At 51.2% G+C, this 19,313-nt stretch carries 28 protein-coding genes; 6 read left to right on the top strand and 22 right to left on the bottom strand.

Annotated features, from left to right (window positions below; translation table 11 throughout):
* Positions 1-24: 24 nt before the first annotated feature.
* A complete protein-coding gene (locus tag SH451x_RS08030) occupies positions 25-1,140 on the top strand; it encodes an IS110 family RNA-guided transposase (protein ID WP_479361928.1) in 1,116 nt (371 codons plus the stop codon).
* A 429-nt stretch (positions 1,141-1,569) separates the two neighbouring features.
* On the top strand, positions 1,570-1,848 hold the full coding sequence (locus SH451x_RS08025; protein WP_479361067.1) for a hypothetical protein: 279 nt from the start codon (positions 1,570-1,572) through the stop codon (positions 1,846-1,848).
* Positions 1,849-2,099: 251 nt separating this feature from the next.
* On the opposite strand, the gene SH451x_RS08020 is transcribed toward SH451x_RS08025, so the two are convergent.
* From SH451x_RS08020 to SH451x_RS07975, 10 genes are all read right to left on the bottom strand, one after another.
* A complete protein-coding gene (locus SH451x_RS08020; RefSeq protein ID WP_479361927.1) occupies positions 2,100-2,600 on the bottom strand; it encodes a hypothetical protein in 501 nt (166 codons plus the stop codon).
* Between the two features lie 104 nt (positions 2,601-2,704).
* Positions 2,705-3,283: a hypothetical protein gene (locus tag SH451x_RS08015; RefSeq protein ID WP_479361926.1), complete on the bottom strand. Its 579-nt coding sequence runs from the start codon at positions 3,281-3,283 to the stop codon at positions 2,705-2,707.
* 20 nt (positions 3,284-3,303) lie between these two features.
* The gene (locus tag SH451x_RS08010) at positions 3,304-3,549 is read right to left on the bottom strand and encodes a hypothetical protein (protein WP_479361925.1); all 246 of its coding nucleotides are present in this window, start codon (positions 3,547-3,549) and stop codon (positions 3,304-3,306) included.
* Positions 3,550-3,935: 386 nt separating this feature from the next.
* The gene (locus SH451x_RS08005) at positions 3,936-4,160 is read right to left on the bottom strand and encodes a hypothetical protein (protein ID WP_479361924.1); all 225 of its coding nucleotides are present in this window, start codon (positions 4,158-4,160) and stop codon (positions 3,936-3,938) included.
* Positions 4,161-4,371: 211 nt separating this feature from the next.
* A complete protein-coding gene (locus SH451x_RS08000) occupies positions 4,372-4,731 on the bottom strand; it encodes a hypothetical protein (RefSeq protein WP_479361923.1) in 360 nt (119 codons plus the stop codon).
* Positions 4,732-5,341: 610 nt separating this feature from the next.
* Positions 5,342-5,635 carry a hypothetical protein gene (locus tag SH451x_RS07995; protein ID WP_479361922.1) on the bottom strand — a complete coding sequence of 98 codons (294 nt, stop codon included), beginning with the start codon at positions 5,633-5,635 and terminating at the stop codon, positions 5,342-5,344.
* A 106-nt stretch (positions 5,636-5,741) separates the two neighbouring features.
* Entirely contained in the window at positions 5,742-6,239 is a 498-nt protein-coding gene (locus tag SH451x_RS07990) for a hypothetical protein (RefSeq protein WP_479361921.1), read from the bottom strand.
* Positions 6,240-6,356: 117 nt separating this feature from the next.
* On the bottom strand, positions 6,357-6,797 hold the full coding sequence (locus tag SH451x_RS07985; RefSeq protein ID WP_479361901.1) for a hypothetical protein: 441 nt from the start codon (positions 6,795-6,797) through the stop codon (positions 6,357-6,359).
* A complete protein-coding gene (locus tag SH451x_RS07980; RefSeq protein WP_479361920.1) occupies positions 6,779-7,369 on the bottom strand; it encodes a hypothetical protein in 591 nt (196 codons plus the stop codon). Before SH451x_RS07980 ends, SH451x_RS07985 begins: the two co-directional genes overlap by 19 nt.
* 97 nt (positions 7,370-7,466) lie before the next feature.
* Positions 7,467-8,006, bottom strand: coding sequence for a DMP19 family protein (locus SH451x_RS07975; protein ID WP_479361919.1), 540 nt, complete (start codon positions 8,004-8,006; stop codon positions 7,467-7,469).
* 304 nt (positions 8,007-8,310) lie between these two features.
* On the opposite strand from SH451x_RS07975, the gene SH451x_RS07970 reads away from it, so the two are divergent.
* On the top strand, positions 8,311-8,436 hold the full coding sequence (locus SH451x_RS07970) for a hypothetical protein (RefSeq protein WP_479361918.1): 126 nt from the start codon (positions 8,311-8,313) through the stop codon (positions 8,434-8,436).
* Between the two features lie 43 nt (positions 8,437-8,479).
* Here SH451x_RS07970 and SH451x_RS07965 read toward each other — a convergent pair whose 3' ends face one another.
* From SH451x_RS07965 to SH451x_RS07955, 3 genes are all read right to left on the bottom strand, one after another.
* Positions 8,480-8,869, bottom strand: a complete 390-nt coding sequence (locus tag SH451x_RS07965) for a hypothetical protein (protein ID WP_479361917.1) — start codon at positions 8,867-8,869, stop codon at positions 8,480-8,482.
* A gap of 70 nt (positions 8,870-8,939) precedes the next feature.
* Positions 8,940-9,554 (bottom strand): hypothetical protein, encoded by a 615-nt coding sequence (locus SH451x_RS07960; RefSeq protein WP_479361916.1) that lies wholly within the window; start codon positions 9,552-9,554, stop codon positions 8,940-8,942.
* 742 nt (positions 9,555-10,296) lie between these two features.
* Complete coding sequence (locus SH451x_RS07955; RefSeq protein WP_479361915.1) at positions 10,297-10,791, bottom strand: hypothetical protein; 495 nt, start codon at positions 10,789-10,791, stop codon at positions 10,297-10,299.
* Between the two features lie 78 nt (positions 10,792-10,869).
* Here SH451x_RS07955 and SH451x_RS07950 point away from each other — a divergent pair, with 78 nt between their 5' ends.
* Positions 10,870-11,196: a hypothetical protein gene (locus tag SH451x_RS07950; protein WP_479361914.1), complete on the top strand. Its 327-nt coding sequence runs from the start codon at positions 10,870-10,872 to the stop codon at positions 11,194-11,196.
* Positions 11,197-11,301: 105 nt separating this feature from the next.
* Here the strand turns inward: SH451x_RS07950 and SH451x_RS07945 are convergent, their stop codons facing one another.
* The 3 genes from SH451x_RS07945 to SH451x_RS07935 form a co-directional block, all read right to left on the bottom strand.
* A complete protein-coding gene (locus tag SH451x_RS07945) occupies positions 11,302-11,871 on the bottom strand; it encodes a hypothetical protein (protein WP_479361913.1) in 570 nt (189 codons plus the stop codon).
* Between the two features lie 113 nt (positions 11,872-11,984).
* Positions 11,985-12,482: a hypothetical protein gene (locus SH451x_RS07940; RefSeq protein ID WP_479361912.1), complete on the bottom strand. Its 498-nt coding sequence runs from the start codon at positions 12,480-12,482 to the stop codon at positions 11,985-11,987.
* Positions 12,483-12,598: 116 nt separating this feature from the next.
* Complete coding sequence (locus SH451x_RS07935; protein ID WP_479361911.1) at positions 12,599-13,057, bottom strand: hypothetical protein; 459 nt, start codon at positions 13,055-13,057, stop codon at positions 12,599-12,601.
* 182 nt (positions 13,058-13,239) lie between these two features.
* On the opposite strand from SH451x_RS07935, the gene SH451x_RS07930 reads away from it, so the two are divergent.
* The gene (locus SH451x_RS07930; RefSeq protein ID WP_479361910.1) at positions 13,240-14,697 is read left to right on the top strand and encodes an IS4 family transposase; all 1,458 of its coding nucleotides are present in this window, start codon (positions 13,240-13,242) and stop codon (positions 14,695-14,697) included.
* 105 nt (positions 14,698-14,802) lie between these two features.
* Here the strand turns inward: SH451x_RS07930 and SH451x_RS07925 are convergent, their stop codons facing one another.
* The 4 genes from SH451x_RS07925 to SH451x_RS07910 all read right to left on the bottom strand — a co-directional run bounded on the left by SH451x_RS07925 (position 14,803) and on the right by SH451x_RS07910 (position 16,821).
* The gene (locus SH451x_RS07925) at positions 14,803-15,222 is read right to left on the bottom strand and encodes a hypothetical protein (protein WP_479361909.1); all 420 of its coding nucleotides are present in this window, start codon (positions 15,220-15,222) and stop codon (positions 14,803-14,805) included.
* Positions 15,223-15,406: 184 nt separating this feature from the next.
* On the bottom strand, positions 15,407-15,808 hold the full coding sequence (locus SH451x_RS07920; RefSeq protein WP_479361908.1) for a hypothetical protein: 402 nt from the start codon (positions 15,806-15,808) through the stop codon (positions 15,407-15,409).
* A gap of 63 nt (positions 15,809-15,871) precedes the next feature.
* Entirely contained in the window at positions 15,872-16,372 is a 501-nt protein-coding gene (locus SH451x_RS07915) for a hypothetical protein (protein ID WP_479361907.1), read from the bottom strand.
* Positions 16,373-16,521: 149 nt separating this feature from the next.
* A complete protein-coding gene (locus SH451x_RS07910) occupies positions 16,522-16,821 on the bottom strand; it encodes a hypothetical protein (RefSeq protein WP_479361906.1) in 300 nt (99 codons plus the stop codon).
* A gap of 182 nt (positions 16,822-17,003) precedes the next feature.
* Between SH451x_RS07910 and SH451x_RS07905 the strand changes: the two genes are divergently transcribed.
* The gene (locus SH451x_RS07905) at positions 17,004-18,023 is read left to right on the top strand and encodes a hypothetical protein (RefSeq protein WP_479361905.1); all 1,020 of its coding nucleotides are present in this window, start codon (positions 17,004-17,006) and stop codon (positions 18,021-18,023) included.
* A gap of 95 nt (positions 18,024-18,118) precedes the next feature.
* Here SH451x_RS07905 and SH451x_RS07900 read toward each other — a convergent pair whose 3' ends face one another.
* Both SH451x_RS07900 and SH451x_RS07895 read right to left on the bottom strand, forming a co-directional pair.
* Positions 18,119-18,484 (bottom strand): hypothetical protein, encoded by a 366-nt coding sequence (locus tag SH451x_RS07900; protein WP_479361904.1) that lies wholly within the window; start codon positions 18,482-18,484, stop codon positions 18,119-18,121.
* 132 nt (positions 18,485-18,616) lie between these two features.
* Complete coding sequence (locus tag SH451x_RS07895; RefSeq protein ID WP_479361903.1) at positions 18,617-19,285, bottom strand: hypothetical protein; 669 nt, start codon at positions 19,283-19,285, stop codon at positions 18,617-18,619.
* Positions 19,286-19,313 lie beyond the last annotated feature (28 nt).

Here is a 19,313-nt window from a genome sequence, read left to right as displayed (position 1 = left end):
GTCGGAGCTGTAAAACATTCGTCAATGGAGCTTACACTCCAAAGCGAAATCTATCGCTGGCTAAAACTGTTTCACCCTCAACCCAAGAAGACACGCACGATGAAATTCTATCAAAATCAGCATCAATTCTACTGCGGAATCGACCTACACGCCAACAGTATGTACGCCTGCGTCGTCGATTCCCAAGGAGAAAAACGACTCCACGCCAACTTCCATACCCGCGATACCGCCACCTTCCTCGAAAAACTACTGCCCTTTCGCTCCAACCTCGTCATCGGATGCGAATCGACCTTCAACTGGTACTGGCTCTGCGACCTGTGCGAAGCTCAACGCATCCATTTTGTACTGGGCCACGCCCTCTATCTACGCGCTATCCATGCCGGCAAAGTCAAAAACGATGCGATCGATTCCGAAAAACTCGCCTACCTGCTTCGCGGTGGAAACTTTGCCGTCGCCTACGCTTATCCCGCCGCCTGGCGCAGCACTCGCGATCTGCTGCGGCGACGCATGCATCTGGTACGCCGCCGAGGCGAAACGCTCACGCACTTAACCCACCTGCATCATCAAGCCAACTTGCCACCGACCAAAAAGCTCCAGTATGCAAGTAACCGCGCCGGAGTCGCCGATGCCTTCACCGATCCCTCACTGCACTTCTCCGTCGAAACCGACCTAGGACTGCTTCACGACTACGATCAACACATCAAACGCCTGGAAGTCTTCCTCGAGCGGTCTGCCAAAGTTCACGACCCTAACAACTTCTTCTTGCTACAAACAATCCCCGGCGTTGGACGCATTATCGCCATGACGATCCTCTACGAGATCCACAACATCCGACGCTTTGGTGAAGTCGGTCAATTCCTCTCCTATGCTCGACTGGTTCGCGGTCAGCATACTTCGGCAGGCAAGAACTACGGTTCGCCCGGTCGCAAGATTGGCAACGCGTATCTCAAATGGGCGTTCAGCGAAATTGTACCGCTGATCAAACGCCAGTCGCCAGAAGTGAAAGCTTTCTGCCAGCGAATCGAACGCAAGCACGGAGTGGCTCGAGCCAACTCGATCTTGGCCGTCAAGCTTGGTCGGGCCGTCTACTTTATGCTTAGACGTCGTCAAGTCTTCGACCTCAACCGCTTACTCAGCTAAAAATCAACGAAGCAGCTTTGTTTTACACACCACCTTAATTATAGGAACCTAACACACAAGAGAACTCGCTTCGCCAAGCTAGCCAGGCCGGCGAACTAAGCCACTAGGAAACAGAGCCGTTTTAAGAGAGCTGCGAAAGAACCCGTCGTTGTAGGCAGAGGCTCCCTGAGGAGCCGCCTGACCTGAAAGGCTTTCCTCGGACGCATGTTTCGAGCTTACGCGCATTGATTGGAGGCTTGGCGAAGCGTTTTGCTTACAGAAGAGAACCAACCAGTAGAACCATCCAGAAGACTAGGAGTACTCCACCGAACTGAGGCAAACGTTGCACCTGAGCGACTAGCTGAACCCGAACTGGAACCGCGTCTGCATGATCTTCGCGATTGTGCAGCCGGAAAGCCAACCCTATTGAATAGCAGCGAGCAGGTCAGAATGAGTTTCTATGCGGTCGGTCAATTGAAATGTGGTAAGCTCCTCGGAGCAGCCGCAGACCGACACCGAGCAATGCTTCACGGCGTTGTTTGGCAGAGCACCGGTAGATGTTTGAACGCAACCGCCTTGCTGGGAAGCACGTGGTCCGACTCGCTCCGGCGAGCGGGGCAATTCAGCGACAAGGAAACGCGCAAGACAACCGCTAGCATCAGCTCGGCCCGCGAGCGGACTCCCCCCAGGAAAAGCCAAGCCAGTACCGTAGCCAAAGGAGTCGGGTGAGAGAGTGCAAGCTCCGAGCTCGACAAAAGGGAACAAGAACAACCGTTTCGATCTGAGTGATAGAAAATTCGGAATTGATTCGAGTTGGTCCGTTCCCTTTCGCCTTCGCCCTTCACCAACGCAACTGTGAGTGAAGGGCGAAGGCGAAAGGGAACTCACGAAACCAAGCTACAAAAAAATGGCAAACTTTTACCGTGTCTACCCGTACGTACTACTTGACTTCAAAGGCCATGTAGATGTTCGTCCACATTTCATGACAGCGAGTGCATGTTTTTCCAGTCAAGCATCCAGCCGGAGCCCGTGAAACGCATTTGCACCCACCACCAAAACCCCATTTGAGCATACCGACCATTCTCGGTCCACAGTTCGAAAAAGGCGAGCTTCCCGTCGTTTGACCATGCAGGCGTCGAGAATGTAAAGATTTCGGAATAACGTGGATTTTCTCGAAGCGGTTTGAAAGATTGGTAATCAACGAAGGCGTCATCGAGACAATCTATCCACGGTGCAACGTCGGTAATGCCCGTAAGCCGTGATGGTTCGTGCTGTTGATGAGCGTCGAAATAAGCATGTAGCAACGATTCATCGACGTCGTGACCTTCTGATCTTAGATATCGAATCGCCGAGTCAGGTTCAAACTCGTCGTCATGTCGCGTTTCATTCCAAGTCGCATACGACAACGGGCGTGAATCTGGTGTGCCACCAACATTATCGACTGCAGCAGCGATCAACATTTCGACGACAGGCCGATTCACTCGCGCAAATGCCTTCTGTGGACGAACGACCCCGTTCACCGGGCCGCGGCAAACGTCGTTGATGTGAGAATCCGCTCGGCCCGCGGCTCCGGTGCAACGGATGGTTATGTCTGAATTCCAGCAGTTGCCAAGTATCTGCGAACCACGTCATCCAATTCCGCCCCGTGCTTCCGGCTTTCCATTCCGTAGTAGCCGGAGTCATTTGTCCCATCATCATTGTCCTCAAGTATGCGGCATTCAATGGGCTCCGGAAATCCGATCTGCTTTCTGAGATCGTCGAAGCGATGCAGCAACTCCGCTGCTTGACGATGTCCACGTCGGTATTCCTCAATCATTGCTTCTTGCTTCAGACTGGGAATTTGCATCGAGATATTTTCGCTCAGACCAATATCCTTACACATGCGCGCAAACACAGTATCGACACGCTGCCAGTGCATGTCTGGATTGCCCACAGCTTCGATGATCGCGTCAGACTCAATCCCAAGGTTCAACAGGGCCTCAGCCCAAGCTGCCAAGTCTGCACCATCCAGATATCGACGATGCGCAGCTTCAAGGACATCGCCAGTCAGCTTTTCCGGCGTAATGGGAATCGTTCTCATGGTGAGGCATAACGACCGCGATAACCGAGTCGCGGCGATTGATTTTCCATTGTCAAAAACGGCGACTCCGCGACTTTGGTTCATCGCATGGTTCGCCGTCCTGTTTACGCAGCATAGCACGTTCGTTCCGGGAAGTCTCCAGTTTGCGAGTGACGCTGGAACACGCGCCGAATGCGGGATAGGTAGAAATCTTTCTTCGGTTCGTATTCAACGTCTATGTGTATCAGCTCAACTTCACCAGTCGGTTTCGTAACGGCGACACTGCCGACGATGCATTCGGACGGCCCAAACTCGTAAATGCTCAATGTTGCATCATCGTCCGTCCGTTGGAGTTGTATGTAGATTGCCATCGGAATCAGAACCAGTGCTTCTGCATGTTACGGAGAAGGTTAGCATCAATCGAAAATCCAGATGCACAGCCAACGACGGAGTCGATCCCGCAGTAGGGGCGGTTCTTGTTGAATCTGAGTCGCCGTCGTCAACCCACTCAGCGATCTGAGAAGGCGGAAAAATACGGCAACAGTAGAAACAGCCACAAAGATTGCTCCGCATGATTTCGTCGCGGTGCCGTATCGAGTGACGATGGGCGTCTATGTGAGCGGTATCACTCATGGGTTCTTTGGTCGGCGAACGTCCGCGATGACCGAGGCCGCGTAAGTTGACTCAACGCAAGTCATTAACGGCCGCTCGCGGCCTTCGCGTCCATCGCTTTGTTCGTCGATTGTACAAGTTCAGGTCAAACGCTTGTTGCTTCAGGTTGCTTTTTCTTTGGACTGTATCCAAAAATTGCTGCCCCTAATCCAGCCAAAATCCACCCACCGATTGTAATGCCGTATCCAACGAGGACAGGACGGTCAGGGATATTGCCAGAAGCCAATGATATCAGAATTAGATAAAGACCGCTCAGAAAAAGTAGCGTTCCTAACAGCTTCGTGATTGCAAGTATTGCTAGACGTAGCATTTGTTAATTGCGATGGCTTGGAGGTTGAATGGGCGCTGCTATTCGAAAGCTGTTGATCGTAAGTGGGGCCAATGGAGGTTGTCGCTTCATCTTCTTCCCGACGAACGACCGCGTTGACCGGGCCGCGGCAGGAAAAGTTTCCATTTCAAAGCCGCCCGATCCGCGGCTCCGTGTCCAACGCTTTGTTCGTCGGCTCTTATTTGTGCTCTAACTATAGCGCGTTAGGTCTACTCCCGTTTAATTGATGTTCGTCGAGCGCATCGGACCAAATGATCGAAGCATTTTCAGCGAAGTAACGGCGCAATATATCAAGAATTGACTTGTTGTTCACGTCATTTTCGCGAATCGCATTGATCAAAGTCATCGCGTCGCTTGAAGACAATGCCGAACATCTGCCTTCTGTTTCGCAACAACCATACCCATCGAAAGAGATACGCCGCAGAGTAACACATTCGTCGGCTAGTTCATCGAAATCCGCAAACACAGTGCCACGCGGGGTTTCCAGGTTGAGGCTGAAGTCACATGGCCGCGTATTGGTCTCCCATTTATGCAGTGCGATCTCAATCGGCATTGGTTAGGTGCCCTTTCGAAGCGCTCACTGTGGCTGACGAACGTTACGCATCACCGGGTACGGAGCGAGACGTGTTGTGTTTACAGAAAAACCGGCATCCGTACTCCGGTGCATGCGATGGTTATTTGTTGCCTGAACCATTCGTCGGACAAGCGGCCGGCAAGCCGTCAGCATAACGGGTATGGAATCGGCCGGCAAGTTTTCGGTTGTCGCGTCAGCCTGTGATCGAAGGAACCAGGTTACGAACACCCTTTCCGACCGTGGCGACAGCGCCAGGTGAGCCAATGAAAACAAACCGTCCGTGTTCGAGCGTTGGAAGACCGTGGAAGCAACTTGGAGATCGGGACGTTCCAGTCAATCGCAAATCGACAAATCGAGCGGTTTAATTGACGAGCATTGAATGGTTGTGAACGACGAACCAATTCGAGCGCAAGTACAAATAACGGCACGATTCACCGATGTCGCGGCAAGTAAACTCACCATCAGGAAACGGCCGATCCGCGACTTCGGTGGAATCGATTGTTCTGCTGCTTCTTGGCATCGCAATGAAGTTTTTCCGGATACTTCGGGGCATGATTGACCCCAAGCCTATGAGCATTCTAACCGAAAATCAAGGTGGAGAATCGATTGGAAAAGTATGAAACACCAATACCTCTTTGTCGATCAGTGCTTGCACGCAGTATTTGCGACTGTCGTGGTCGTCCTCATACGTCGAATCGTCGACCTCACTGGTTTCCTCGACGCGGATAGCGTTCCATCCACTCTCAGCAATTAACGAGCGCGCAACCTTTTCGGCAAGTGCAAGATCGCCGCGATCAATCCAGCAGGACACATACGCACCGCCATATTTTCCATGATCGGTATGTTGCGGTAACGTCGTTGCGAGGATTGTAAGTAGGTGCATTTTGTTTTCGCAACAGAACGTTGCGGATCACCCGGTCGGCGCGAGAAATCTTTCATTGTCAAAACGCCCGACTCGCCGACTCGGGTGCATCCGATGGTTCGCCGCTTTAGTCTGGTGGTGGATGATTCGTTGCGTCAACACGGACATTCGGCAAAAGTTCCCTTAATTTAGCAAGCCGTTCGGCGCTGATATTGGTGTAGTCGAGATGTAGATGGCGTAGCTTGGGGAGTTCAGCCAAAGGTGAAAAGTCAAGTTGATCGTCGATTTCGATGATAATATTGAGTCCCCGAAGGTCGCGTAAGTCCGTTATGGGAGACAAGTCCTTCACCTCCATATTGTCGAGTGTCACAGTTTTGACTGTGTCAAAAAAGTCGATACCCAGAGCGTCGACAATCCATTGAGGAGCGGGAAGGGAATCGCTGTCAGCCCATTGACGAGTGACCTGATTGTAGTAACTCGAGACGCTCATAGTCACATGGCCGTTCTGGGAAGCTACCCAATCGCGTCCGCGTTTCTGCTCGATTGCACGCCGAATTGGAAGAGCCATGAGCAATGCAATCACAGCCGTCGCGATCAAAAGCGTTCGTAACGAGAAGCGTTTCATTGTCGAGTGAGGTTCCTTTTGTCCATCAGTCGGCGAACGGCCAGCCATCACCGAGCACGAGTAGGAAAGCAACCACTGCCAAACCGCATTTTCGAGTGCTTCGTGTGCATGGCTTTGTTACCCGATTGCTTCACTTTGCCGTTGGGGGACATCTGCATACAACAGCGCTTCGCGAACCATTTTAGCAACTGCTTCGGCATCCGTGGTCTTGCGGACGATCCATTTCGAAGTCGGCCTATCGCGGTCAATCTCACGCGTTTCGACCCGAAAAGTGTATTCACCAGAAGTCTCATTTGCGACTACGACGTCTACAAACGCGAAAGGCTGTGTTCGGTCCATATAGGACACAGCATCATGCGTTCCGAAGTTCATCGTACTATGCGAGGTTCCAACATAAACGGTTGACTCGGTAGACCCGTGAAGCGTGGCAAGCAATTCGCGAATCATTCGATACTTTCCTAAAAGGCTTCCTGGAGCGTCATCGTCCGGGAGTGCTGCAAAACGATCGAACAAAGCGTCGTAAGTCTCCCATTGGTTGGTCAGACCTTGAATCGGCATTTGTTTTCTCGGGTAACGACCGCGTTGACCGGGCCGCGGCAATTAAAGTTTCCATTGCAAAACCGCCCGATCCGCGGCTCCGTGTCCAACGCTTTGTTCTGCATCTTTTTGTTGCGGCTACATTCGTCGCAGTAGTTTGCGGTACCCTTCGAACTCGTTTTTCCAATCAGCGTAGCATCCAAGCAAGTTACACTTCGGGCATCGGCAACCAATATAGAGCCACCGGACGTCATCCGAAAGTGAATCATCAGAGTTTCTGTATCGATGAACGCCAACAACAAGTTGAAATTTGTCTTCACGCATTTGCATTCGTGTTGGTCAGGTTCGGCTTCAGCGACGTAGTCCGCACTGTCGCCCATCAAATGTTCGTTTTTGCATTGCGTGCAAATGCGAACCGCGACGCCTTGATCCTCGTCGGTATACAGCTCGAAAACGTCAGAGCCGCATTTGCATTTGACGTTAGTAAAGTTGTCGATCGGGTATTCGTTCTCTGCGCTGTACCGAGCCAGTTCCTCGCGAAGGGCAGCGTGATCGTCCCCATACCAGTTGCTACGACGTTTCGTGAGAGCCATAGATTCTCTGATGCAGAACGTAGAAATTCAGCGGGCGACGGCCACTAGACTTTGCCTATCGGAAAACCGTTGCCCGTCGCTCCGTTGCAATTTTTTGTTATCCGTCTAGTCGCGCGATAAAGTCATCGGCGGCGTCACCGATATCAGGACCGTGCGGACTTGCAAAGTAGATTTCGTCCATAGCTACGAACGGCTCGACAAGGGGTTTCCGAGTAACAAGATGCCACTTGTTCAGAATTGCATTCGTGTCTGCATCATACTCGGTAACCAACTTCGGGTCGCCACCGGGAAATTCAAGTTCCTCCAAAATTCGATGTCGTTCCCAATAGGCTCTTGGATACGGCAAGCCAAAAAGTGACATCGCGTCGCGAAGTGCTTTGGCGCAATCAGGGAAACCAAGCAATTCGAGGCCGTCGACTGCTTCGGGTGCGAGATTGCCGGTTGAGTTGCGGAAAAATTGCCGAAACCTACCGTTGCAAACTTGCCCATCGCATTGCAATGCAGCAAGAACCAGCAGTTCCTCGCGCGGCACCGTATGGATAAAAGACTCGTAATCATCGACCGTCTCGAAGCCTTGAATCGAATCATAAAGTGGGGCGAGTCTTTCAAGCGCCTTCGAGCCAGGATATGTTTTCATTCGCGAGTGGTCGAGTTTGAGGCTGTCGATTGGGAACGGCGACACTTCAGTCGGATAACGATTGCATTGACCGAAGGGCGAGAGGTAATCTCAACACAAGTCAGGGCCGGATGATCGAGCCCTTCGTGTCCAATGCTTGGTTCTCAAATTGTTTGAGGGTTTACAGTGATCGACATTCGATCCCTGTCTTGATTCTGTATCGTCATTCTACGACCTCTGATGTCACGCTGCAATCATTGCAAGCGCTCCTGGTATGTAATGTTTATGCAGTCTATCGCAAGGCTTGCATCAGATCCGTTTCAGCATGTCGTCATCGATCACTGGAGACCGCATGGTTTACGGTTTTATGTTCGGATCTGCAGGCCGTCTGCATGCTGGATTTGAATTTGAGAACGGCGGCGTTGACCGGGCCGCCGCCAATCAACATTGACTTCAAAATCGACGCGATCGGCGGCTCCGCGTCCAACGCTTGGTTATCCCCATTTTATTTCGTGAAACGCCATCGTCCCAAACGTATTGAAATCCATCGCGTAGCTCCACATGGCAAAGCGCATCATGTCGCTGCGGCGGTAGGTTTTTCCAAATCCGTTATCGAGTATTTCATCCCATGTACGACCGTCAGCGTGCTGAGCAAACAACATCGCATTACGTTCAGCAACCAACTTATCGTCTTCGAGCGGCGTTTGGTAAATGATTTCGTGGAGAGTGCCCGCCCAGTCAGTGAGGATGATGTTTCCTTCGGGAATCTCGTATTGACGCTGGACAACGCCTTCGGCCTTTTCGTGTGGACGTTCCCAAACGAGCGTTCCGAACGAAGTTAAATTCGCTATTGGAGTTTCAAGTTGCAGTCGTGGAATCGCCATTGAATCGAAAGTGCGGCTGTGGGTGAATCTGTGGGATAACGGTGGCGATTACCCAGCGGCGGGAGTGATGTTACCATTTCAAAAAACCGAGCCACCGCCGCTTGGGTGCATCGCTTGGTTCTGTCGATTCTTCCGGGATGCCCCAGTACTTGGGCTGAGTATCACGCGGAATTCTATCTCCATCGACCGTGAAGTACCACTCATTGAAAAGCGTACTGCACATTCCTATTGGCAGAATCCAAGCGACGATTCTCCCATCGATTTCTACGCGACCATCATCATCGCATGGAAAATGAATATCGGTGCTTCCACAGATTATACATTTCGATAGAGCAGTTCGTAGCTTTCGCCACCTGATGCGTTCTTTGGCCTTTTCAATTGCGCTCTCCCTGAATCCGATCCGTTTGAATGGACGGCCCGGAATCTGACCAATCTCCTCACTGTTCTCGTGAAACTGGTAACGCCACGAGGTTGGTTCGTGCAATTCGCTTAGTTCGCTATCCAATTCCTGTAGTGTTTCGACCCACTCGCCATCAGTTACAGCGTTGCAACCGCCACACCAGCAAGGACGCGACAATAAATCGACGTGCGACCCGTCGGGTAGCTCGTAGTAGTTGCCGCGCGTACCAGCGTATTTCGTGTCTGGCATATCGCCAGGGTATTTGACTTCGAAAAAACCAGGCATTGAGTTAGCAAACGATTCTTCGACAGAACGGTTGAAATCACGGGGCGACGGCCAAAAGACTCTGCTTCAAGAAAGACACGGCCCGTCGCTCCCGTGCATTTCTTGGTTCGTCGCTCGTGTTGCGGAAAAAAACCTGCGCCACAAACGTTCCACGGCCCATGCTACAACGCCTGAAAGAATTATCGTCGGCATTATGATGTAAGGTTGCGAAATGATTATGGCATATAAACGGGCAATTGCATCGAGTGGCGTTCCTTCCAAAGGTATAAGGAGGCCAGAAAGGCATCGAAAGAACGAGTAGGTCTGGGAGGTCACAAGTGACGTGCCAAATGCGATGCCGCCAATCGTACGGCTGATAGTAGCGGAACGCTTTGAGATGTTGGAGTCAAGCCAAAAAGATCCAAGCCACGCGGCGAAACCTGAAACGGCAAGGAGTAGGCATGCTTCGACCACCAATCCGATTGGGGATCTTGAATACTGGGAAAAAGCTTTCGATGGTCCTCCGAGATTGAAAACCACCACGCTTGCGTATACCAAGTACGCAGTAATCGCAAAGTAAGCGAGATTCGTTCTAACTCGAGGCTGCTGGATTACCGTTGAAACGGCATACGGATTCATTGTGGGCGTGCCCTTGTCGACGAACGCCAATGTTGACCGAGCCCCCGCCATCACGGCTTCCATTTTGAAACGGACCGTCGGGGGCTTCGGTCCAACATTTTGTTATTTGGCTCGCTCCAGTTGGTTACCAAAACAGAACGAATTTCCCATCCATTCCATCGTGATGCTTTTTGGTTCGCCCACACGTTGTCAGCATTGGTGCCATCGTACCGTATTCAACGTCGTCGGAATACCATTGGTCGCACAAAGGGCACTTCCAGCAAACATGACAAGTTGCACCTTCTTCTCCACCCTCGTCCCGCATTGTTGCGGCAATAAACTGAACGTCAAATTGTCCCTCATTGCTAAGCGGTTTCCAACCGATAGATCTCGCATCGACGATGATTCGACGCACTAGTTTTGGCGTAATGGAGCGGACGTCATATTCGTTAGACGAGTTCGCGAGGTTTAGATACGGGTCGCAACAGGGGATCTCGACGGCAAGCCGCGATCCATTGTCGTCTGGTTGCACTACAAGCGTCACACGTTCGGTCTTGTGCTGCGACCGTGACGAGACTGTCCAGCGAAACGACGTACCGTCAACGACGATTGCATTACTATTACGACTCGACAGTGTCATTGATGAGTGTTGACCTTTGCCAAATAACGGTAGCAATCAGCGGGCCGCAACATTCACAGTTTGAATAAGGACAGTTTCATGGAATCACAAGAAAAGGTTGATGCGGCTCCGTCTGCATTGCGTTGTTCTATCGCTCCTCACGTCCCAAATTTGCCACCGGAGGCAATCGAGTTTGCCGAAGCGGTTGGGCAGTTGTGCGAGAAGTACAACATTGCGAAGGTCGATATGAAGGTCGAAGTTGACCGATTCACGCGAGAACACGAATACCGCGAAGACATTGTTAGTGACATGACCATCAATGTGTCAACGATTGATCGACGTGGGCGACCGCGAAAGAAGATTTACGTTCAAGCTCAGTTGTATGTAACGGTTCCGATCACATGGGAACCGGACAGTACGAATTGAGTCGATAGAACGACCAAATTCACGCGGTTGCGGCCGAGTGACTTACCATCAGGCAACGCGCGACCCGCAACTCGCGTGCAATTTTTTGTTATCGGACATTTGGCACTATGTATCGACGTTCATACGTTCGTCGAAGTACGGTTCGCCGCATGATACGCCAAAGTCAATCCAGATTCCAGCGCCGGAGTGAAATAACCGGTTGTCATAGTCAGTCAAGGAAGCAGGTTCATCGAGCATCAGATGATAGAACGCATTCGCAATTTCAGCACGCAATTCGAGCGACGGTTCGTCATCGCTGCTGAACATCAACGAAGTGCGTCCATAGTGGTCAGAGCAGTCAAAGGGAACGGCAATATTGTTAGCGTTGTGGACAACGGCGATGAACGAAACATCAAAGCATGACTTCTCCATTCGTTCATCTTCAGCGACGTTTGCGGTATTGAAGATATACATTAGACGGCCAAGAAACCAAGCAGCGTTCTCATCGTCACGAACAAGCGCAGGCAGTTTGAGATTTTGATCGCGGGCCCAATCAAGCAAGTTGAATTGAGCGGAAAAGCTCGTGCCAGCTAGTTTTGTTAGAGCAGGGACGAAAGATACATTGTTGAAGCGCACGGGTGATCCAAGGACGTCAATCAATTCGCCGTGTCGAATATCAAGCGGATGTGATGTCATGCAGCTTCGGTCCGATAACGTCAGCCGTAACCGAGCGGCGACGAAAGAGTTTCCACTTAAATACCGCCCGACTTCGCCGCTTCGGTTCACGGCTTTGTTATCGCAATATTCAGTTAGTTTTGTTCTGCGTATGCGTCACAGGCGTCATCAATTTCATTGCCAGGTGTATTCATTAGGTCCGGTAATACGCGGATTGGACAGAAAGCTCTATTCAACGACTGTCCGAATTCCACATGCAAAGCTCTCCAATCAGATATTCGCTCGACTGCGACGGCGATTGTATCGCTTCCGTTGGTCGCAGTAACAAATCTGATCTCGTGATCCGGCAGCAAATCGTCAATCGCATTGATGGTTGCATGACGTGAATCAAATTCATTCGATGGATCAATCTCGATTGCCTTTTCGCCCAAACAAACTCGCACCAAGTAACCATGGTCGTTGTCCGCATCCTCGGTAGTCGCGTTAAGCTCTGCAACGCCAATGTGATCACGAATGGCGTCAACAATTGCATCTTCTTCATCGCCCCAGTCGATCCAGACAACGTTGTCTTGGTCGTCAAAGATCTGAGATGGGTCACCAGTGAGTATCTGTAAATAAAACGAGTGATTCATTTTTTGCGTGCGATAACGGCGGCGATCACGAAGTCGCCGCGAAAAAACAATGATTTTAACTCACGGCCGACCGGCGACTTGCGTGCATCGCTTTGTTATCCGATGTCCTGTTGCGGTCAATTCGTGAGTAAGTGGGAGTATACATCTATTTGTGAACCAAAGCCATCGAGGTCGAACTTGGAATGGTCAAATCGATCTCGCATGAATGACAAGAGCACATTTCCATCTGAGCGCTCCTGATCCAGAATGCTTCGTATTTCCGCGACTGAAACTCCACACGCGGTCGCGAGGTATTCCATAAACGAGTGCGCGAGCAGCGTATAGGGCGAGTCCGAATCCATTGGCGAAACATGAATGACAGGCGAGTCATCGCGAACAATTCCGTCACGTTTAAGGATGGCATAGTGGACACCATCCACTCCCATAGCGCCGAATACAACCGCGGATTTTGGTGTCGAGGAATACCCAAAATCTTCCGAAGGAGGAAAGACCGGATTCTCATCTCCCATAGCCGTAAGCCGATCACGGTCGCTGGCACGCTCCAAAGCGTTCACGAAGGTTTGAAAATCGGTCATCAGTATGGACGCATTCTGAGTCGGATAACGGTACGGATCACGCGGCCGCGGCTTTGTTGTTACACACAAGTTTAAAGGCTATATTTTGTTCTATTCGGCTTGGCGAGGTCAAGCTGATTATTTTGGGATGTTTTCAAACAGGGATGGGAATGTGACGCTAATTGACAGGGAGGTCAATGATCATGAGAAGTCAGTGGGTCATGGACGAAATACAAGACGTCGAACTATTCGATAAACGACTCGAACAACGCTTCCAAAAACTGCTCGATAGCCTTTCGCAAGCTTCTACTGCAAGCATTCCTGCGGCTTGCAACGACCGCGCCGAAATGGTCGCCGCCTATCGCTTCTTCGATAATGACAAAGTCACTTTTGAAAGTGTCATCGCACCGCACATCGAAAGCACCTACCGCCGAGTCAAACTCCAAAAAGTCGCTTTGCTCATCCAAGACACGACCGAACTGGACCTGACGCGCCCCCACTCGGAAGTCGAAGGGGCCGGCCCACTGCAAAACGGAAATCGTTGCGGAGCGTTGCTGCACTTGCTGCATGCCTTCACAACCGACGGCACACCGCTAGGAACCGTATCGGCCGAAGCTTGGTCGCGCGAACCCCGAGCAGACCAACCGGCCAAGCGTGGCTCAAGCGAAAAACGAATCCAGATCAAGAATAAACCCTTCGAAGAGAAAGAAACCTACCGCTGGCTCACCACAGCCAAACATTGCGCCGAAGTCAAATCGCACTTACCCAAAACACAACTCGTCATGCTGGCTGATCGCGAGAGCGACATTACCGAAGTCATCGATTTGTGCCGATCACAAAGCGACTTTGAGTGGGTGATCCGCAGCGATGGCGACCGCATTTTGAACAAGGAAAACAAATCGAATCCATCGATTCCTGTGCGTGAAGCATTGCGTCAAAGCAAACCATTGTTTACTCGTGAGCTTGACATCCGCGCCCGGGAATCTTGGGGCAGTGCAACCCTCAAGCACCATCCAAGTCGGGCCGACCGGCGTGATCGAAGTGTTTTGGTAAGTGTGCACAGCGGTGAGATCACACTGAACGATCCACGTGTAGGCAAACGCGAAGGTGTTTCAGTCCGAGCGGTCTTGGTTCGAGAAACGAAACCAACCACGAGCGATGAACCGATTGAGTGGCTGTTGCTGACCAGCTTGCCCATCTCGACGCGAGAGGAGGTCGAACTAGTCATTGAGTACTACCTACAACGTTGGATGATCGAATTGTTTTTCAAAGTGCTCAAGAGTGGCTGCAAGATTGAGTCACGACGTTTTGAGCACATGGATCGGTTCTTACCAGCGTTAGCGTTGTACTTGATCGTGGCATGGCGCAGTCTTTATGTGTGTCGGATGAGCCGCACGCATGCCGAGAAGCCTTGTTCGCATTTGTATACCGAAGCGGAATGGAAGAGCGTTTGGCAAGTGGTCAAACGGAAGCCACTCCCGAAGAAGCCACCGTCGTTACTTGAGATGACGCAGTTGGTCGCGCAGCTTGGCGGATATGTAAATCGCAAGAACGCCGGTCCGCCTGGTCCACAGACAGTATGGCTTGGCCTTCAAGCGATGTACCTAATCGCCACTTGCTGGCAAACCTTCGGCCCCGGAGCTACTGAAACTTGTGTGTAACAACGAGGGCCGCGGCGAGCGATCAACCACTTCAAAAATCACGACTCCGCGGCTCGTCGTGCATCCGATGGTTACCCCCTAACATGCGTTTTCTCTCCATCCGTGCTACGTAGAAATTGCAGCGTAGACTACGAAAAGACAGATGGCAATTCCCGGAAACTGCATTGCGAGCAGGATTTGACCGACTCTTCGATCCAACGAATGCCATATAGTAGTGATTGTTCCCAGGAGTGTTGACACGGCCAAGACCGAAAAGTATCTCGACCACACGAATGCGATGACAATCAAGGGAAGTGCGCCGCCCTCTTTGACTGTAATCGGCTGAGTAAAGGCAAATATGATTGCCGCAACGATCAACGAATATGAAATTGCCGTGCAGTAAAGTGCAACAAGTAAAGCACGAGTATCCACTTGCGATGACAGCAGCAAATGCATGACGATGAACGCTGCGAGGACGAGCGTTCCCGCCAAGATTGATTCGCCCGTGGATCCGAACAACAGGCAAAGCGCCAGGACTGCAGCCACGATCGAGGTCCATACCAGCAATGTCCGGAGCGTGAACCTAGGCGTCAATGTCCACCTTGTGTAACGTTGTATTCAGTGGGGTAACGGCACCGTTCACCGGGCCGCGGCGAACGAGATTGATTTCGATACCCGCGCGGCCCGCGGCTCCGTGTGCAACGGTTTGTTCTGCGACATCTCCGCGCGGTTAGCAGAGCATGCCATCGTTTCCGGGTCGCCAGATTCTACCTTCTGTGTCACTGACATCATACACGGCGATGCCATGTTTCTCAGCGAGTGACATCACCGCATTGTAAGCTGATTCAGCAATAGACCATGCGAAGCACGCGTAGATGTTTGTCCTGTTGATTCCGTAATCAGTCAAATGCGGATCATCGACGTCTTGGTCGGCGTTCGAATACGGACCGTTCATCGCAGGAAACGTTTTCAGCATTTCTTCGAGCCACGATCGCAGTTTTGGCGTGGAAAACTCAGACCGAGTTGGATCGAAGAGTTCATTTTCCTCGTTGTGCGAATCGTACCACGCGAGAAACGCCTCACGATCCGTTGGCGCTGCGGCTGGATCAAACACCATGAGATCGTAACTCAACGTTCAAGTCTCCATTCGATACTGTCGCATAACGGCTGCGGTAACCGGGCCGCCGCCAAAAAACTATGATTTCAAATCCCGCGTGATCGGCGGCTCCGGTTCACCGCTTTGTTCCGCATGCATTCGCGATAATCCGACGGCTAAAGCAAACTCATGAAACGTCGGATGAGTTTCAACCCATTCATGGCGAATGTCATGGCCGTTTCCGATCCAACGCAAGTACATCACCCGCGGCGGTTCATCGTCATTGTAGTAAAGGACGATTGGCGAATCTGAGCCCATTCCGAAGTCCGCAATGATCAATGCCTTGTCGTAGTCGATCTGTTTCGGATTGGTCACTCCCGTTTCCCAGAAACGATTTCCGCCACGCACCTCGTCTCCAATTGTGTGAAATGGCGGCGGCATCAGCACGATCAGATCATCTCGGGAAGACAGTTTCTGTGCGGCTTCTTTGCCGAGTATCGGTTTAAATTCCTGCAGGTTTGGGTTGCCGGTTGGCCACGCGCCCGAATTGACCATCTCGGTCAGGAGCGTGGGAAGCGGCAATGTTCGAGTGTCAGTCATTGTCATGCAGAACGTCACCGATCACGGGGCGGCGACGAAAGATTGTCCATTGTAAATCCGCCCGACTTCGCCGCTCCCGTGCATCGGATTGTTCGTCGCGTTTTTGTCGGTTGGCTGTAGTTCATTCAATCACCGTTCGTCACGATCTGTCATTCATCGAGTGTATCGCAACGTTCCCATGTGCCATCATTGTACACGATCAGTGAATGTTCTTCCTCTTGACCATCGGGACCAATTATTGAAACATCGTACCAGACGCATCCGTATTCATCGATACGCGAAATACTGACGACTGGCGATTGTTCGATAATCCGTTCAATGCTGTCAGCCGTCCATCCCGCCATCTCCGTAGTCTCTGCGAGTTCTCGTTCGCGTTGTTGCAGGTCATTTTGCGGAACACTTAGGATCCGAATGCGGTCACCGATTCTGAGCGTCTTTGGATCGGGCATGTGCGATGTCAGAATTCTGATTTGAGCGACGAACGTCCGCGATAACCGAGTCGCGGGAGTTGATTGTCAATTCCGAAACCGCGCGGCTCCGCGACTTCGGTTGATCGCATTGTTATGTCGCGTCATTTGCGCGAACCGATCATCAATCTCAAATGTCGTATAATTCTAACGGAGGTATGCCAATGGACCAAGAATTAATTAAGCAATTTGGCGGTGAGGCGATTCAAGGACTCGCCAAAAATGCGAACGTGCGATGGTTTGTAGATGCGAACGTGTTGATTCGAGGGATAGTATCCGATTTGTTTGACAATCCATCAAATGTATATGTTCACGAGAAAGTTTGCAGAGAAGTGCGAAAGCGCCCGGAAGCGAAACGTGGCAACAATTTCGTCAATGAGGTCGAGGAGATCGGGAATCTAGTCAAGACTGATTGGTTCACCGGTGAAATTTCCGGAAGCGTGCGATTCCTGAACAAATGCGCAATGGAGTTAGCACCATCAATTCGCGCCAATGTGCAGTATTTTATCGACAAAGAAGGTCTCGATAGCGATTCAGCCGAAACCAGAGCAATTGAAGATGCTGCACTGAAAGGATGGTTCTTTGAATGCAGTATGAAGGAGAGCGCGGTTGAAGCAGGGCTAATTTCCGATGAAGACGCGAAGATTGATAAGCGAACTCGCAAGTCCTGGTTTGAATACCCCAGAAAACGCAGAAAAAAGATAGCCGCAGGCGACTACAAATACACCGACGAGCATTTGATTGCCACGTCAATTGCATACAGTGTGCTAATGAAGGAAAAAGTTTGCGTTCTATCAGTTGATAAGGATCTGGCTGCGATCATGAAGCAAACGGCAGATAATTGGTTGTGGTCTGCATCAGCGATGGATTGTGAATTATCTCGCGGCGAGTTGGTTTTTGAAGAAGTGGTGGCGGTTTGGGAGCAAAGATGCCAAGATTTGGACAGGCATCGTCAATCATGTCACGCGAAGACAGCAATGCGAATATTGGAGGACGGTGTTGAGGACCCGGCTGTATTGTACGAGCCAATTGAGAATGAAGTGATTTTGTGTCGTCCGGACGATGGTCATTTGGGGAATTTCGCGTTCAGCCAAAAGATGGTCGACTACGCGAGTGACATTGACGTTCTGTTGTCGCGCTGCAAGTTGATTCGCAATGGATTTTGGGTCCCTCGATTCACCTAGCGACATAACGTCCGCCGTCACCGGGCGGCGAGAGTAAAACTAACCATCAGAAAATGCGCCGACGCCGCTCCGGTGCACGGCAAGGTTATCCGCCGTCACAGGTTAATGTCTGAAGGACGCAGATTCCGGGGGTCCGGCAGTGTAAGGGTGTCACCAGATCCGGTATAGTCCGAAACCTCAACACCAGCCAGCACACCACCCCGTGTGAATACAAAAATCCCCATTTCGTTTCCGTCGGCATCATCCCACATGAAGTCGGCCACGATGGAGATCCCAGGTTCGGCGGATCGCGGGTAGCCATCAACGTGCAAGTCAAATGATGCACATCCGCATGGGCAAACGCTTGAAACAACCGCGTTTGAGAGTTGTTCGATCAACGCGTTGGTGCCATATTGACCGTTCTCAAGCAGCCAGGCAGTAAGTTCACGTTCGTGTGCGGTAAGTGGGCGAGGGACCGTCAAGTTTGTAGAGGGTGTTTATAGCGAGTGATTTTAGTCGGATAACGACTGGGTTCAGCGAGCCCGAGCAGTTGACTCAACGCAAGTCAAAACGGCTGATCGAGGGCTTCGTCTGCAACCCATTGTTATCGCAAATCAGGCATCCTTATCATCGCCTGCGTTCGCTAGATGCTGACAGAACTCTGCTACTAACGGTGGCTCCATATCGGGAAACATCACCCCATCAATTTCGCTGAGCTCTGACACAAATTTGACGAACGGTGAAAAATCACGTTTACGATCTAGGATATGACCGGTGGAAACGAGTATCTGTGGTTGAATAAACGGCACTCGCGTCTCCCACTCTCGTTTGACCGACTGCACCCGTCCAATAGTCGCCCTGCAATCAAAGCGTGAGTCTCCTTCAACCGAGAGTATCACATCTGTGCCCTCTTGCAATGACGCAAGATCCCAAGAGTTGAGATCATCAGTTTCACGGATCTCAAAAATGAGTCCAAAGCCCGATGGCAAATGATTCCAATACTCACCAGGAAAGATCGATGCCCACTTTGCACCTGCTTGCACCAAAGCCGATAGATCTTTGCGTGCCGGTACGTAGCTCAAACCAAAATCCATTCTGAAGTTGGTAAGATCGCTGGCGACGAATCGTGAGAAAGATGGTGGTGGCGTCAATGCAATGAAGTCAAAAGGCCATTCATCGTCAAAAGTCATTTCAATGGCATAGCCATTTTTGGCAGCCGAAAACGCTCGACCATCAGGCGAGTTAAACGACTGACACGAAAAAGCAACGATCAATTTGGGCACTCCGATTCAAATGCGATAACGACGGCGG

Source organism: Njordella aestuarii (assembly GCF_056494165.1).
The sequence above is the reverse complement of the archived record's forward strand: the minus strand, read 5'-3'. Positions and strand labels throughout refer to the sequence as shown.